The sequence below is a fragment of the Vibrio sp. M260118 genome (assembly GCF_036533755.1).
Classification (GTDB): domain Bacteria; phylum Pseudomonadota; class Gammaproteobacteria; order Enterobacterales; family Vibrionaceae; genus Vibrio.
Genome location: NZ_JATABG010000005.1, coordinates 1 through 14,656 on the forward strand (window position 1 = coordinate 1; position 14,656 = coordinate 14,656).

Annotated in this window: 13 protein-coding genes; 6 read left to right on the forward strand and 7 right to left on the reverse strand. The window is 45.8% G+C overall.

Features of this window, described 5'->3' with window-relative positions:
• Positions 1-355, forward strand: a 355-nt coding sequence (locus tag QTO00_RS00840) for a potassium channel family protein (protein WP_331422361.1), incomplete at its 5' end; no start/stop codon positions are given.
• A gap of 5 nt (positions 356-360) precedes the next feature.
• Here the strand turns inward: QTO00_RS00840 and QTO00_RS00845 are convergent.
• Together QTO00_RS00845 and QTO00_RS00850 are read right to left on the reverse strand one after the other, a co-directional pair.
• Positions 361-888, reverse strand: coding sequence for a hypothetical protein (locus QTO00_RS00845; RefSeq protein ID WP_331422362.1), 528 nt, complete (start codon positions 886-888; stop codon positions 361-363).
• 146 nt (positions 889-1,034) lie between these two features.
• Positions 1,035-1,760 (reverse strand): DUF3581 domain-containing protein, encoded by a 726-nt coding sequence (locus QTO00_RS00850; RefSeq protein WP_331422405.1) that lies wholly within the window; start codon positions 1,758-1,760, stop codon positions 1,035-1,037.
• A 221-nt stretch (positions 1,761-1,981) separates the two neighbouring features.
• On the opposite strand from QTO00_RS00850, the gene QTO00_RS00855 reads away from it, so the two are divergent.
• The 3 genes from QTO00_RS00855 (at position 1,982) to QTO00_RS00865 (ending at position 5,517) form a co-directional block, all read left to right on the forward strand.
• Complete coding sequence (locus tag QTO00_RS00855; RefSeq protein ID WP_331422363.1) at positions 1,982-3,250, forward strand: O-acetylhomoserine aminocarboxypropyltransferase/cysteine synthase family protein; 1,269 nt, start codon at positions 1,982-1,984, stop codon at positions 3,248-3,250.
• A 205-nt stretch (positions 3,251-3,455) separates the two neighbouring features.
• Complete coding sequence (locus QTO00_RS00860; RefSeq protein ID WP_331422365.1) at positions 3,456-4,691, forward strand: hypothetical protein; 1,236 nt, start codon at positions 3,456-3,458, stop codon at positions 4,689-4,691.
• 115 nt (positions 4,692-4,806) lie between these two features.
• Positions 4,807-5,517 carry a hypothetical protein gene (locus QTO00_RS00865; protein ID WP_331422367.1) on the forward strand — a complete coding sequence of 237 codons (711 nt, stop codon included), beginning with the start codon at positions 4,807-4,809 and terminating at the stop codon, positions 5,515-5,517.
• Between the two features lie 28 nt (positions 5,518-5,545).
• On the opposite strand, the gene QTO00_RS00870 is transcribed toward QTO00_RS00865, so the two are convergent.
• The 3 genes from QTO00_RS00870 to QTO00_RS00880 all read right to left on the reverse strand — a co-directional run bounded on the left by QTO00_RS00870 (position 5,546) and on the right by QTO00_RS00880 (position 9,151).
• Complete coding sequence (locus QTO00_RS00870) at positions 5,546-6,817, reverse strand: hemolysin family protein (RefSeq protein WP_331422369.1); 1,272 nt, start codon at positions 6,815-6,817, stop codon at positions 5,546-5,548.
• A 91-nt stretch (positions 6,818-6,908) separates the two neighbouring features.
• Entirely contained in the window at positions 6,909-8,231 is a 1,323-nt protein-coding gene (locus QTO00_RS00875; protein WP_331422371.1) for an MBL fold metallo-hydrolase, read from the reverse strand.
• A gap of 146 nt (positions 8,232-8,377) precedes the next feature.
• Complete coding sequence (locus QTO00_RS00880) at positions 8,378-9,151, reverse strand: 1-acylglycerol-3-phosphate O-acyltransferase (protein WP_331422373.1); 774 nt, start codon at positions 9,149-9,151, stop codon at positions 8,378-8,380.
• 167 nt (positions 9,152-9,318) lie between these two features.
• Between QTO00_RS00880 and QTO00_RS00885 the strand changes: the two genes are divergently transcribed.
• Positions 9,319-11,010, forward strand: a complete 1,692-nt coding sequence (locus QTO00_RS00885) for a class I SAM-dependent methyltransferase (RefSeq protein ID WP_331422406.1) — start codon at positions 9,319-9,321, stop codon at positions 11,008-11,010.
• 50 nt (positions 11,011-11,060) lie between these two features.
• On the opposite strand, the gene QTO00_RS00890 is transcribed toward QTO00_RS00885, so the two are convergent.
• Positions 11,061-12,020, reverse strand: coding sequence for an L-threonylcarbamoyladenylate synthase (locus tag QTO00_RS00890; RefSeq protein ID WP_331422375.1), 960 nt, complete (start codon positions 12,018-12,020; stop codon positions 11,061-11,063).
• Positions 12,021-12,231: 211 nt separating this feature from the next.
• Between QTO00_RS00890 and lhgO the strand changes: the two genes are divergently transcribed.
• A complete protein-coding gene (gene lhgO / locus QTO00_RS00895; RefSeq protein WP_331422377.1) occupies positions 12,232-13,461 on the forward strand; it encodes an L-2-hydroxyglutarate oxidase in 1,230 nt (409 codons plus the stop codon).
• Here the strand turns inward: lhgO and QTO00_RS00900 are convergent.
• Positions 13,433-14,596: an amidohydrolase gene (locus QTO00_RS00900; protein WP_331422378.1), complete on the reverse strand. Its 1,164-nt coding sequence runs from the start codon at positions 14,594-14,596 to the stop codon at positions 13,433-13,435. The genes lhgO and QTO00_RS00900 overlap by 29 nt on opposite strands.
• Positions 14,597-14,656 lie beyond the last annotated feature (60 nt).

The window sequence follows — 14,656 nt, forward strand, 5'->3', positions numbered from 1 at the left end:
AATGAGCCTTAAAAGAGTCATTTCCAAGGCCGTAGATGTGTTTTGTGGCTATGGGGAAGACCCTATTCGCGTGGTTGGCTTCTCGATTTTTTTGATACTAGTCTGTGCGATGGCGTACTTCTTCCTTGATACCACAGGTGCACATCCCATCTATGAAGGGGTAACAGGTTGGAAGTTCTACGTTCTAGAGTTCTTTAACTCGCTCTACTTTAGTGTGGTGACCTTTACTACCCTTGGTTACGGAGATATATCTCCTGTTGGGGTCGCTCGATTTATTGCTGCCTGCGAAGCCTTTCTCGGCAGTTTTACCATGGCTCTGTTTGTGGTGGTGTTTGTGAAGAAAATGACTCGTTAAGTGTATTAACTGTCGCTCAACCACTCAGATAAGATGATCTGATCATCTTTGTACTGATTAGAAAAGTGCTCAATCATAGCCGCTAAATGCTCGCCAGTATCGAACATGGTGTTGGCAACCAAATCTTCAGAAACGGCAATGGCTGCGCCTTGTGGTGTTGCCTTCACTGTGAGCAAAATAGGCACAATAAACTTTTCTGCGCTGCTTTGGTGTTGCTCTTTTAGTACTCGAGCTTGCTGGTGGATGTTTGCTTTTGATACGTCTTGATACTGCTCGTTATCGAGGTCAATAGCTATGGGAAACACTAAACCTCGATAGAGGATCACGGCTTCGATATCTAACTCTGTTTCTAAATCTAATAGTCCCAATACAATATCACCTGCTAAATGGGGCAGTTGGTTAAGCTGATGTTTGAGCAACTCAATTTTGCTGAGCCAATGACTATTAGATGTCGAAAGCTGGGCGTAGATTAAAGCGCTGTCAGTTTGAGTAAAGTCGAGGATAGAGCTTGAGTAGTGAGCGTGTAGTGCCATCTTTGTGTGATTACCAATGAACGAGAAGTAGAGGCTAACCAACTCAGATCGAAGACGCTAGACTAGGGCGAGAATTGTTTGAACTTGGTAGGGCTGAAACGAAAAAAGGTTACTCGAACGTAACCTTTTTGCTAGTTTTCTTGGGCTTATGCTGCGTTAGCAAACTCAGCTAAAAAGCTATCTTTGCGAGCGTTAAAGCGCTCTACTAGATCGTCTACTGCGTCTTGGTCATAAGGTTTTAAGCCGCTTGCCACCATGCGCTTAATGCCTTTACCTACCACTTCACCATCTTCTTTAAATGCAAAGTTAAGCGTTACTACACCGCGTTTACCTTCAACGTCAAAAGTTGCACCAGTAAATTCTACTTCTGGGTGAGTTAGGTCAAGACGATCGAACTCGACTTCCATGCTTTCGTAAATTACCAATGGGCGTTGGCAGTTGATCATCATCTGCGCTTCTTCCATAAGTGGAACCATGATGTGCGGAAAGTTCATACCAGAGAACTGAACATAGCTTGTTACTACGTGCTCAATAAAAGCAGCGTCGCGGCTCACTTCGCCTTCGTGGGTCATATGAAGGTACTCTTTCGAGTTTTCATCAACGAGCGAGCTCTCTTTCTCACACTTGTTCTCAATAGATAGCGAGATTCCGTCGTTTACCATACCCGAGAAGTCAAAGCGCATCTTTTGGCTGATGCCCTCTTTGCTGAGCAGTACAGCAAAAAGCAGGTCGCCTGGTACGCAGAAGCGTTTGTTGTCTTCGTCGTGGATAGGGTTAAAGTCACCGGCAATCTTTTTAGCGAAGTGGCTTGCTTGCTGGCGAGTAAACTGGAACTGATTGTTATCTTGTGAAAAATACGGTGCTAGAAACATAGTCTTATTCATGTGGCTATAACTGCCGCGCAGTATACATGAAGGTGCGCAATTAATTGGTCTATCCAGATGGTATTGACCAAACTTTTACGACACTTCTCTATTGTTAGACAAAATTGAATGTGAATGGAGCCACATATTTACCTAAACAATGAACCATCTTATGTTATTTACTGATAAGACTTTACCACTTATGTATGGCACACACCCAAGGACGGAATATGAAAGACGAAACGCTCTCGATTCATTTTGGCTATGAGACTGACCCAACAACAAAATCTGTAGCAACCCCAATTTACCAGACGGTGGCGTATGAGTTTGATAACGCGCAACACGGTGCTGATCTGTTTAACCTAGAAGTGCCGGGAAACATCTATACACGAATCATGAACCCAACCAATGACGTGTTAGAGAAGCGTATGGCGGCCCTTGAAGGTGGTATCGCTGGTTTGGTGGTGAGTGCAGGTAGCGCGGCGATTAACTACGCAATTCTGACGCTGGCACAAGCGGGCGATAACATTGTCTCGACGCCGCAACTTTATGGCGGCACCTATACCTTGTTCGCACATATGCTGCCGAACTTAGGTATCAATGTGAAATTCGCTAAGGATGATAAGCCTGAAAGCCTAGCTGAGTTGATCGATGAAAACACCAAGGCGGTTTACTGTGAGAGCATCGGTAACCCAGCAGGTAACATCATTGATCTTCAGCGAGTAGCGGATCTTGCCCACGCGCAAGGAGTGCCTGTGATGGTTGATAATACAGTGGCAACACCTGCATTGTGTAAGCCAATTGAGTTTGGCGCAGATATCGTAGTGCACTCATTGACTAAGTATGTTGGCGGTCATGGCACAACCTTAGGCGGCATTATTATCGACTCTGGGAAATTCCCTTGGGCAGAGCATAAAGAGCGTTTCCCTGTGTTCAACCAACCAGAGCCTTCTTACCATGGCGTTGTGTACACCGAAGCCTTCGGTGAAGCCGCGTTTATTGGCCGTGCTCGAACTGTACCACTACGTAATACCGGGTCGGCACTGTCACCAATGAACTCTTTCATGCTGATGCAAGGGCTTGAGACTTTATCTTTACGTATGGAGCGTCATACCGAGAACGCGCTAAAAGTGGCAGAGTACCTAGAGAAGCACGATAAAGTTAGCTGGGTGAGCTATGCAGGTTTACCAAGTTCAGAGTTCTATCCACTGGCAGAGAAATACATGAAGGGTAAACCTTCTGCGATTCTGTCATTCGGCTTGAAAGATGGTTACGACGCGGGCGTTCGCTTCTACGATGCACTGCAGATCTTTAAGCGTTTGGTCAACATAGGTGATGCGAAGTCACTCGCTTGTCACCCTGCATCGACGACTCACCGTCAGTTAAGCGAGCAAGAGCAGAAGCAAGCTGGCGTTTCGCCAGAGATGATTCGTTTGTCGGTCGGTATTGAACATATCGATGACATTCTCGCTGACCTAGAACAAGCGTTGAACGCTTAAAGTACCGAGTGAAAACGGCGCTGTTCTCAGCGCCGTTTTTTTTGTCGTGGGATTAATGAAAATGGTAGCTGAGGTTGAAGTTATGAGTGACATTCTCAATCCTCCTCTTTGGTGGGGTGTGGAACATTTGGGGGGATTTTAGATATATTGCATTGATAACTAAATGGTTTTATCCTGATTATTCTTTTTCAAATTGAGTATAGCTATGACCGTAATAACCGAACAATTTAATGGTAATGTTTATATCGTTATTCCTGGGTATATCGGCGATAAGAAGCTAGAAAAGGCATTGACAAAATTGAGTGCTCCAGAAGCATCCAGTCAAGAACTAATCAAAGAAATGACGAGTCGTATTGAAAGCGAGATCTCCAGTCATGTGCACCGTTCTTTGAAGCGTTACTGTTTAGGTAGTTATAAATTGGCGTGCTTCGATGATTTAGAATGTTGCAGTGAAGAAGGGCGATATGAGCAGATGGAGATTGTTGCTACGGTTGATGAAAACACACGGCTAGTTGTGGTAATGCTGGTTCTACAAAATAAGCAGTTTATGGTGTCACAACTGTTGGATCGTGTTTCCGCTGATAAGCTGATACTCAAGTTGGATAATGGTCGATGCTGCAATATTAGCCAGTACTTATTTAACAAGTTTGGTATTCATTTGTTATCCTCAGCAGCTAAAACCTGCTTATCAACTCGCAAGAATATCCCCGAAGATATCCTACCAAGTTATCTTGCCAGTGAAACTTATAACTCCGAAGATATGAATGCTCAAATAGTTTCGCCTGAAGTTGAAGAGCAAATTTCTGCCAATATTGCCCAGTATGATAGTAGCGATATCTACGCAGGAAAAAACTGTGTACTGCGAGTGGATCGCCGTCCTGGTGAGCACGATGTCGCGACGTTAGCTTCAGATACGGTATTTCTTTTTATACTGGAGATACTTGCATTTAAGGAATCGGCTGTACTTCGTACTAATACCAAAACGATTGAAGCAATTAGTGATAGTAAATTGCTTGAAATGACAACGATGGACCAATTAACCTCCGAGTTCTCATTGACTATGCCGTTTTGGGATATACAGATTTTTCACTATGTAACCGCTCAAAATCTTGCTAACAAGTTGGATAATAGCTTTGGCATAGAAAAACACTTTACAACTTACGATAATAATCAACAGTTTCTTCAGCATAAAATTAATATCCGCCAAGCAATTCAGCAGGGCAACGAAGATAAAATACTTTTTTTAATTGCTCTTATCTTGTTTGTATTTGAAATTGCACCGTATCTATTTACCTTATTCCAGAGGCTGTTGGATGCAAAGTGGTATTCATTGTCAGAGATTTATTCTATTTTAGGCTCAGGAGTGAGTACTTGGCTTCTGGTACTTCTCATTGTCATGATCATTAAACAACGTAAGAGACGAAATGGCCCTCGATCCTAAATTAGACCAGTTTTTTGGCACCCAAGAGAGTTTGCACTTAAGGCTGTTTCCTGAACAGATAGAAACGCTTTTAGCTAGTCTTTTGAGTAACTCTGATCAATTTAAATCGCAACGCATGAGTGAACTTTTAAAGAAAAAAGAGTTCAGTGAACTTGAGTGGCTAGAGTGGTTTAACTGGTATTATGTGATTGCGCAAAAAAGTGGCCTCCCTAAATGGTTCAGTGAATTCAAATCTGCAATGACACAGGCGCACAATATCCGTTGTATGAGCTACCCTCAACTTTTAGAGCAAGGGTGGCGAATAGAAGATGTGGTGATGTCGTCGGTGTTTCTTTCAGACAGTGGGATATCGAATTATCACGCAAGTGAGGATGAACTAGCTCATTGGAGTCGGTTACGTAGGCAAAATCTAAACTTGTTCAGTGGCGCCATCCTGGCGGGTGAGTTAATTGGACAAGTAGGTTTTATAAAGCTAGATGAGCGTGAATATGAGCTTCTAAGACAGGGAAAGCTCGAAGAGGAAAATATAGCGGGCGTGTCTGATACCTATACTGGGAATGTCTACCTCTATGTTACAAGTGTCGTTATTAAGCCTGAATGGCGTAAAAAATCGCTTTTGTTTAAGTTGTTTAAGCATTTGATCAGTCAGCTAGTAGAGCAGGAATCGTTAGTCGCGCGTGTGAAGGGTTTGATAGCTCTGGCTTATACCCAGGAAGGTGCCACTCTATCTGAGCGATTCAATTTTGAACTCGTACATACGATGGAATGTGGTGAGCTAGTGTATATAGGGAAGCTTCCTCTGTTACTGTCATCTTTTAAGTCTTAATCCGCCTACTGAACGGGTGTGCCTATTACTATAGGCGCGATACACGCACTTGCAGGATGCGGTTATTTTGCACTCGTAATATTTCAAACTGCCAATCTTGGTAGTTGATGATCTCTCCAACTTCGGGCACTCGGCCGATTTGCCAAGTCAGAAAACCGTTGAGTGTTTGAAATCCCTCGGCTTCTTCCCCATCTATCAGACTAAGATCTAAACGGCGTTTGAGTTCATTGAGCGGGATTAACGCATCCATCCGCCAACTGCCATCTTGATACAGTCGTGCCCAGCTATGTTGTGGAGCAAGCCCTAGTTCGCCTGCCACAGACTCAAGAATGTCATAGTGGGTAATCAATCCTTGAAAGTCGCCATATTCATCGACAATAAATGCCATTTCACAGTTGCTTTGCTGCATCTGGTTAAGCAGTGGGAGACCCTTCATCGATTCGGGGAAGTAACGTGCCTTCCTTGCCAGACGGGCAATTTTTTCAATCGAAAGCGCTTCATATTGGTCGAGCAAAACCTTAGATGAAATTGTCCCTATTATGTTGTCTAAACCGCCGTGACAAACAGGCCACACAGAGTGCTGAGTTTGACGCAATTGCTCGAGGCATAGCTCGATAGGTTGCTCAATATCGAGGTAATCAATATCGCAGCGTGGCGTCATTAACGAAGTGACTAATCGGTCATTCAAATGCAGAATGTTGCGAATCATCTCCTGCTCTTGTGGCTCAATCGCCCCGGATTCTGAACCCTCAGTAACAACAGCAAAAATATCCTCTTCGGTAACTTGGTCGCTATCGTCACCACGCTGACGAAATAGGGCAAGTAAGGCATCGGTTGAGGCACTAAGCTGTACGACAAATGGTGTGGTGATAATCGCTAGCCAGTGAATCGGGTAGGCGACAATCACCGCGATTTGCTCGGCATTACGCTGGGCGAAACGCTTGGGCACAAGCTCACCAACGACAATAGCGAAGTAAGTAATAACTGCCACCACAATGGCTGTAGAAACGATTGATGCGATTTCAGAGCTTAGCCCTTGTTGGGTTAGCCAAGTTGCGAAAGGGGCTGACAATGTTGCTTCACCAAAGATGCCACTTAAGAGGCCAATAGCAGTAATACCTATTTGAATCGTCGATAGAAACCGGGTTGGATTGTTCTTTAATTCAAGTGCAAGTTGTGCTGAGGATTGAGTTTGGGCGAGGCTTTTTAAACGGCTCGTTTTAGCGGCGACAAGTGCCAGTTCTGACATAGCAAACAGGCCGTTCAATGCGATCAGCCCTACCAGTATGAATATGTCCATTAACAGTTCCAGTGACAAACACGTTTTCAGGATAGCGCCTGTTGCAGGTAAAAGATATGAAGTGTTTAACGATTTGTTTTTGTGGTGACGATTAGCCGCTGACTTCGTAGCCCAGCGCGCGAAGTTCTGTGGCAAATTGCTCTTGAGTTTCTGGCTCGCCATGGATCAAGTGGATAAGCTTAGGCTTAGGTTCAATACCCGTGATAAATCGCAGTAAATCTTGTTTGTCGGCGTGGGCTGAGTAGCCCGACATAGTGTGGACCTGTGCATTAACCTCGATCTTCTCACCATCAATTTCTACTTGCATGACGCCGGACAGTATTTCACGCCCTAACGTGCCTTGAGCTTGGTAGCCCGCGAGCAAAATATCGGTAGTTTCATGAGGTAAAAGGGCTTTGAGATAATCCATAATTCGACCGCCTTGGCACATACCGGAAGCTGCGACCACAATCGCTGGCTCTTGAGTGGATTGCAGACGATTGACCAAGCGTTGATGAGTTCGATGATCTTCGACCGTAATACACTGCTCAAAGGCGAGCGGGTGGCGGTGCATCTCTAGCCGTTGTTTCGCTTCCTGTCCCCATAATTGTTTGAAGCGGCGATAAGAGCGAGTGACGCGCTGTGCCATTGGAGAGTCGAGAATAATGGGAATGGAAACATCGATCTGATGAGTGTGAAGTAACTGTTCTATATCGAATAGCAGCTCTTGAGTTCTGCCAACACTGAAAGCCGGAATGAGGATTGCGCCTCCATCTTCCAATGAGTGGTCGATGATGGCTTTTAGCCGTTCTCCTCGTGTTTTTACGTCCTCGTGTTGTTTGTCACCATAAGTTGTTTCAATCAGCAGATGATCAGCACGTTCTGGAGAGGTTGGGTCTGGTAACAGTGGGGTATTGGTAGGCCCGAGATCGCCAGAAAACACCACCACCTCTTGGTTAGCCAATCGAACTTCAACATAGGCAGAGCCTAATATATGCCCCGCAGGTTGAAAACGAATCGACATCGAACTGACAGAGTTAATGCTATCTAGGCAGTGCCATTGGTTGAACTCTAATGCTTTGATTAATCGACGTATTTTATTCAATACGCGCTCTGTTTGTTTGCGATCCAAACCGAGTTGCAGTTTTAGGCTGTCTTCAAGCATTAGCGGAATAAGCTCTGCGCTTGCGGTAGTGCAATAGATAGGTTGGTTATAGCCAGTTGCGAGTAGCCAAGGTAAGCGGCCAATATGATCAATATGGGCGTGAGTGATGACCACTGCGGTTAAATGCGCTGTGTCGAAATCGATGTCCAGTGGCCGAGAGTCTGCACCTTGAAACAGGCCACAATCGATAAGAATCGCTTGCCCATCAGAGCTAAGCTCATGACAAGAGCCAGTAATCGTGTGTTTGCCGCCATGATGAATAATCTGCATTTGATACCCTCGCAACGTTTACGCTGACTGTGCCGACAAAGCCATTGTACGACAACTCACCCAAGTAAAATTGCGATGATTAAATGGTTTTGCAAGTAAGTGTGTAGTTACTCAGTGATTTATCTGTGAGCCGCTCACTGATGGAGCTACTTTGAAGAGAGCGTCTCGCTACTAGTAGTCACTTCTTTGGGCTGTTGCGCTTCGAGAATCGCGACCTCTTTATCTAGCTCAGCAATCTTGGCCTCCATCAGTTGATGACAATGTTCGGCAAGATGGCGTGCATCACTGAGCTGGTAGCCAGAGGTATCGATAGGGTCGAGCATCTCGGTGATCACGACACCATTGTAGCGGCGGTTGAGGTTGATCTTATTGTGGGTTGTACTCACTACCATGGGAGTAATCGGCACGCCTGCTTCAATGGCCATGCGAAATGCGCCAGTTTTGAATGGCAGTAGTCCACGTCCTTTACTGCGAGTGCCTTCAGGATATGCCCATACCGAAAGATTGCGCTGGTGGATAGCTTCTGCAACTTGCTTGATCGTATCACGCGCTTGGGATTTATCTTGGCGGTTAATCAGAATGTTGCCAGTAATCCAATACAGTTGACCGAAGAAAGGCACCCACAGCAGCTCTTTCTTACCCAGTGAAACGGTTCGTGGCCTTAGCATTCCCGGTGAGGTGACAAAGTCATACACGCTCTGGTGGTTAGAAATATAAACGCTATTGTTTGGCGTCGGAGCTCGTTCCAACCCTCGCTGAATCAGTTTTAAGCCTACCAGCTTGTGCAACTGATTAAACCAACGACAAAAGAAGTAAACGTGCTTAGGGTTACGTGGGCTAAACAGGCAGTAAACCATAGCGAACAGAGTCATAAACACGATGTAAATAGCAGCCGTTACAAGGCGGAGAATAGTTAACAAAATGCGCTCCTTGCGTGATTCAATCAAATTATCAACCAAAACCGGATTGATACAGTTAGAGTTTTAAGTCTATTTAACCAAATTGCAACAAGTTTTGCTGACGCTTTGGTGGTAATCACTAACAAAGAGAATTATTATGCAAAGAGTTTAATTATTCTTCTATGGCGATGTCTTCAAACCACTCATTTTACGAGCAAAATGCCGCACAGTTGTGCGCTCAATACTACAGTGTTCAAGCTGACTCTGTGCATAGCGCGTGGCGGTCACACTGGCCCTTTTCCGGCGATAAAGTTCTCGATGTTGGAGCTGGAAGTGGGCGTGATGCCAAGTGGATGGCCGAGTTAGGTTGTGAAGTCTACGCCATCGAACCATCTCAAGCGTTTCGTAATTTAGGTTCTGAACATACAGGGCCTAGTGTGGTTTGGCTCGATGACTCATTGCCCGCGCTTAGTCGAACAACCAATTTAGGCATACGCTTTGACGTTATTTTAGTCAGCGCTGTGTGGATGCACCTTGCTCCATCTCACCGCAAGCGTGCGTTTAGAAAACTCTCTAATCTGCTTGCGCCCAATGGCAAGCTGATCATTACCTTGCGTCATGGAATTTTTGGCGATGGTCGAGTGAGTTACCCAGTCTCTGTCGAAGAGCTAGAACAGTTTGCCAAGGACAGCGCACTGTTGATTCGTGGTGTATTTGAAGAGACAGACCAACTGATGCGTTCAGGCGTCTCGTGGCAAACAGTCGTAATGACTTTGCCTGATGATGGCTCTGGAGACTTAAATAAGGTTCGCCATATCATAGTGAATGACAGTAAATCGGCGACCTATAAACTTGCTTTGCTGCGTACTTTACTGCGCATTGCTGATGCTCACTCTGGGGCCGTGATAGATAGAAGCGATGGTAACGTCGCGATTCCTCTCGGTTTGGTTGCCCTATATTGGAACCGTCAGTTTAAACGCCTGATCGATGAAGAGGATATTCAGCAAAGTGCGAACTCATCCACAGGGCTAGGTTTTGTTAAGCCTGATGGTTGGGGGAAGCTTACTCACTTAGCTGCGGAAGATTTAGCGATTGGCTCTTTCTTTAGTGGGGGTGAAGCCAAGGGGCTCGACAAAGCCATTCGTGACACATTGGCAACACTAAAGAGCGGCCCAGTCAAATATACCTACCATGGGGATATCTCTAACCCCTATTTTACTATGGTCCGAAAAACCACGAGAAAGGCTAGTTCGTATATTGTCGATTCAGACTTTCTTGAAAGTTATGGTCAGTTCGTTTTGGAAGAGAGCTTGTGGGATTGCTTACGCTTGTACAACTCTTGGATTGAGCCATTAGTCGTCAATCAATGGGTTTCAGAAATGCAGCGCTTTGAGCGTAACAAGCAGCGCAATATTTCCTTGCAAACCTACCATGATTGTCTGGTTTGGATCGACAAAAAACACAACACACGGGATATCCGATCTCGATTCGATGATCTGCTTAAAAATCAAGCTGAGCTACGTAGTGTTTGGAGTGGGAAACGGCTCAACAAGGAGTATCACATTGATCACTGCTTACCGTTTGCCCACTGGCCCAACAATGACAAGTGGAATTTACTGCCAACGACAGCGAAAGAGAATTTAGATAAGAAAGATCGTCTTCCTAGCTATGCTCGTCTTTGTTCATCTCAGCAGAGAATTTTAGATTGGTGGCAGCTTGCTTGGGGAGAGGAAGAACAACTAGAGCGGCGCTTTTTCTCCGAAGCGGCTCTTGCGTTACCTAATGTTTCTAATCAATGTCGTGACTTTGAGGAAGTGTTTGAAGCGCTCGGACTTCAAGTTCGTGGTGTAAAGAGCAGGTTGCTTCTCGCTGAGTGGTGATTCGGTGTACGTGCTCACCAATGATTAACAAACACGTACACTTTCGTTTTTTATAACTTCGACTGTGCTCTATTCAAGCGGTCGTGAACGGCTAGCCAATCTTCTGTCACGGGTGGGCGTTCAACCCAGATCTCTTCGCAGCCCCATTTATCAGCATCATCTAGTGCGCGATACAGATCATGCGAGTATTGAGCAACGTCTGTCGGCATTTGCTTGGACTTAACGCTTTGATTACTGATGGCTGAATAGTGCAAACATGCAATATTCTCACTTTGACAGCTCTCGATTTCAGCTAGGTCAACTAAGCGTACCTTAGTGTTTGGTTGGTAGTGGCTCGTCACGTTACCCGGTACTGCTACAGAGTGCGTTTTTGGTGCCAATACTTCTTCACCTAGTGTTTCTGACAACTGAGCCGCAGTAATTGGGCCACTGCGCAGAATGCGGAACGGCTTTTGTGTCAGGTCAATGATGGTGGATTCTAAACCGTGGGCGCAGTCTCCACCGTCGAGTACGGCCGCAATCTTCCCACCTAACGAATTGAGTACGTGGCTCGCGGATGTTGGGCTGAGCTTTTTATATGGGTTAGCCGAAGGCGCGGCTACCGCCATACCTGACGATTTTAGTAGAGTCGCAAACACATCATGGGCAGGCATACGAATTCCGATGGTATCTAAACCACCAGTGACGACAGATGTTGCTTGGTCTGCCTTGCTGAGCAGTAAAGTCACAGGACCAGGCCAGTAGGCTTTGGCAATATCGTAAGCTTGTTGAGGAATATTTTTCGCCCAATCTGTCAGTTGTTCAACATCACCAATATGAACGATCAATGGGTGATTAGCTGGGCGTCCTTTGGCTGTAAAGATCTTCTTCACCGCTTCTGGGTTCGAGGCATCGGCGGCAAGGCCATAAACCGTTTCCGTCGGAATCGCAACAAGCTCGCCAGCTGCGAGAATGTCTGTAGCTTGTTCGATATCTTTGCTGTCACTTGCCAAAAGGTGTTGCGTATTCAATGTCTGTTCCTCAAACAACGTGTTTGGTTAGAAAATCTGAGCCGGCTATTTTAACCATGTTTTTCAAAGTTTCGATGTTTAATTGAATATGAATTGTATCGATTGATAATCTATTTCGATATAAGTCGATCTTTCAATCGGTTAAGGCCAAGCTTATTATTATCGTGTTTGATAAATGAGCAGAAAGAAATGAACAGCAAGGAAGGTTAGGGTGGAGCACAGCTACGATTACATTGTTATTGGCGGCGGCATTGTCGGTGTTTCTACGGCTTGGCAGTTGCAGAGCCGTCACCCTGATAAATCCATTCTATTACTGGAAAAAGAGTCTCAGCTCTCTTTTCACCAAACCGGACACAATAGCGGCGTGATTCATGCGGGCGTGTATTACGCGCCCGGCAGTTTAAAAGCGGAGTTCTGCAAAGCCGGAGTTAAAGCGACCGTCGACTTTTGCCAAAAACACCATATTAAGGTCGAGAATTGCGGCAAATTGCTGGTGGCGACAACGCCTATCGAAGTTGAGCGCATGCAGGCCTTATATACCCGTTGTCAGCACAATGGTATCGAGGTAGAGCTGATTGATCAGCAAGAGCTATCAAAGCGAGAACCGAATATTGTCGGCCTAGGCGCCATTGCCGTTAGCGCAACGAGCATTGTGGATTACCGTCAAGTCACCGAGGCGATGGTAGAAGAGTTTCGTCAGGCGGGAGGGCATGTAGCGCTTAGATCGCAAGTAGTTGGTTTAGAAGAGCAAGCGAATAGTGTCCGAGTCTCGATTCAGCAAGTGTTGAACCATCAAACCATTGAAGGACAGTTTCTAGTCGTCTGTTCAGGATTGATGGCAGATCGCATGACTAAGATGATGGGGCTTGAAACCGACTTCCAGATCATTCCTTATCGTGGTGAATACTATCGTTTACCCGTTAGATACAATCACATCGTTAATCATTTGATTTACCCAATTCCAGATCCTGATTTGCCGTTTCTTGGTGTTCATTTAACACGGATGATTGATGGCAGCGTAACGGTTGGGCCAAATGCGGTGCAAGGTTGGAAAAGAGAAGGCTACGGACGAGTGAACTTCAGCCTGCGGGATGTTATCGATATGGTGTCATTCATTGGCTTCTGGAAGGTGACAGCAAAACACTTAAAAGCTGGCTTAGCGGAAACCAAAGACTCTTGGTGGAAGGCGGGCTACCTTAAACGAGTAAACAAGTACTGCCCCAAGTTAGAGGTTGAAGACTTACAACTCTACCCAGCAGGCATAAGGGCACAGGCGGTTCTTAAAGATGGAACCTTGGTACATGACTTCTTGTTTGCAGAAAGCCCGCGCAGCCTGCATGTTTGTAATGCACCTTCTCCTGCTGCGACTTCTGCTATCCCAATCGGCTCTTACATCTGCGATAAAATAGAGGCTAAGCAGAGTGCGAGTCTAGACCATTAATTTGTGTAATGAGGTCGAGGAAAAGTGCATGGCCGATGGGGATGAGTTCGTCGGCAAAATCGTAATCTGGGTTGTGCAGTTGAGGGGTATTTTCTCCTGCACCAAGCGCAAACATCGCGCCCTGTTTTGCTATTGAAGTGAACTGCCCGAAATCTTCTGACCAACGCATCGGTTGGTCCATGAGCGTGTATTGTGTGGATGTATTTCGGCAAGCTTGCACAACTCGGTCACAGCCCTCTTGTGAATTGACACTCGCTTGGAAAACATCTTCAAAGCTGAACTGCACTTTTAGCCCCGCTTGTACGGCACATTCACGTGAGTAGGCTTGAGCGCTCTCAACTAAGGCTTCCATCCCCAAATTGCTTTCACTGCGAAGCGTCGCCATAACAACTGCTTCACCGGGAGAAGTACCAAAAGCTACCTCGCCAAGCTTAGCGTGGATGACGGTAACCCAAAGCTTATCGGTGATGCCTTGTTGTGCTAGTTCGTCGCCAAGTTGATTGAGCTTGGCTATGATTTGGCACATAGCTGCCGCAGGGCTCACACCATCTTCAGGGTGGGCTGCATGGGATGTTTTTCCCTCAAGTTTGATAATAATGCCACGTGAAGCGCAATTGAAGGTTCCTGCCCGTACCGCAACCTGTCCGAGTGGTAAGCCGGGGTAATTGTGCAGTGCAAATGCATAGTCGGGCTTAAGTGATTCAAACTTAGCATCGCTGACCATATCGATTGCGCCTGCGCCCGTTTCCTCTGCAGGCTGAAAGCAGAGAATGACTCGACCAGAGATAGGCGCTTGAGTTGCTAGTGTCGCACCTAACGAAGAGATGATCGCCATATGACCATCATGTCCACATTTGTGCGATACGCCATCAACCACTGAGCGGTGGGCAAAATCGTTTTGTTCTTGGATGGGTAGAGCGTCTAACTCGCAACGTATTAATGTAGAGGGACCATCCTGTTTGCCATTAAACACAAACGCCACACCGTGACCACCTAAGTGAGTGTGCACTTCATCAGGAGAGAAGCGTTTAAACAGCTCGACAATACGCTTTGCGGTGTCTTGCTCTTGATGTGACAGCTCAGGGTGTTGATGAATGGCTTTTCTCAGTTGAGTAAGTTGAGAGTGATCTAACATGACGAATCCATACACTTTTTAACCAAAGAGGCACTATACGAGAAACTCACTATTGGTAAG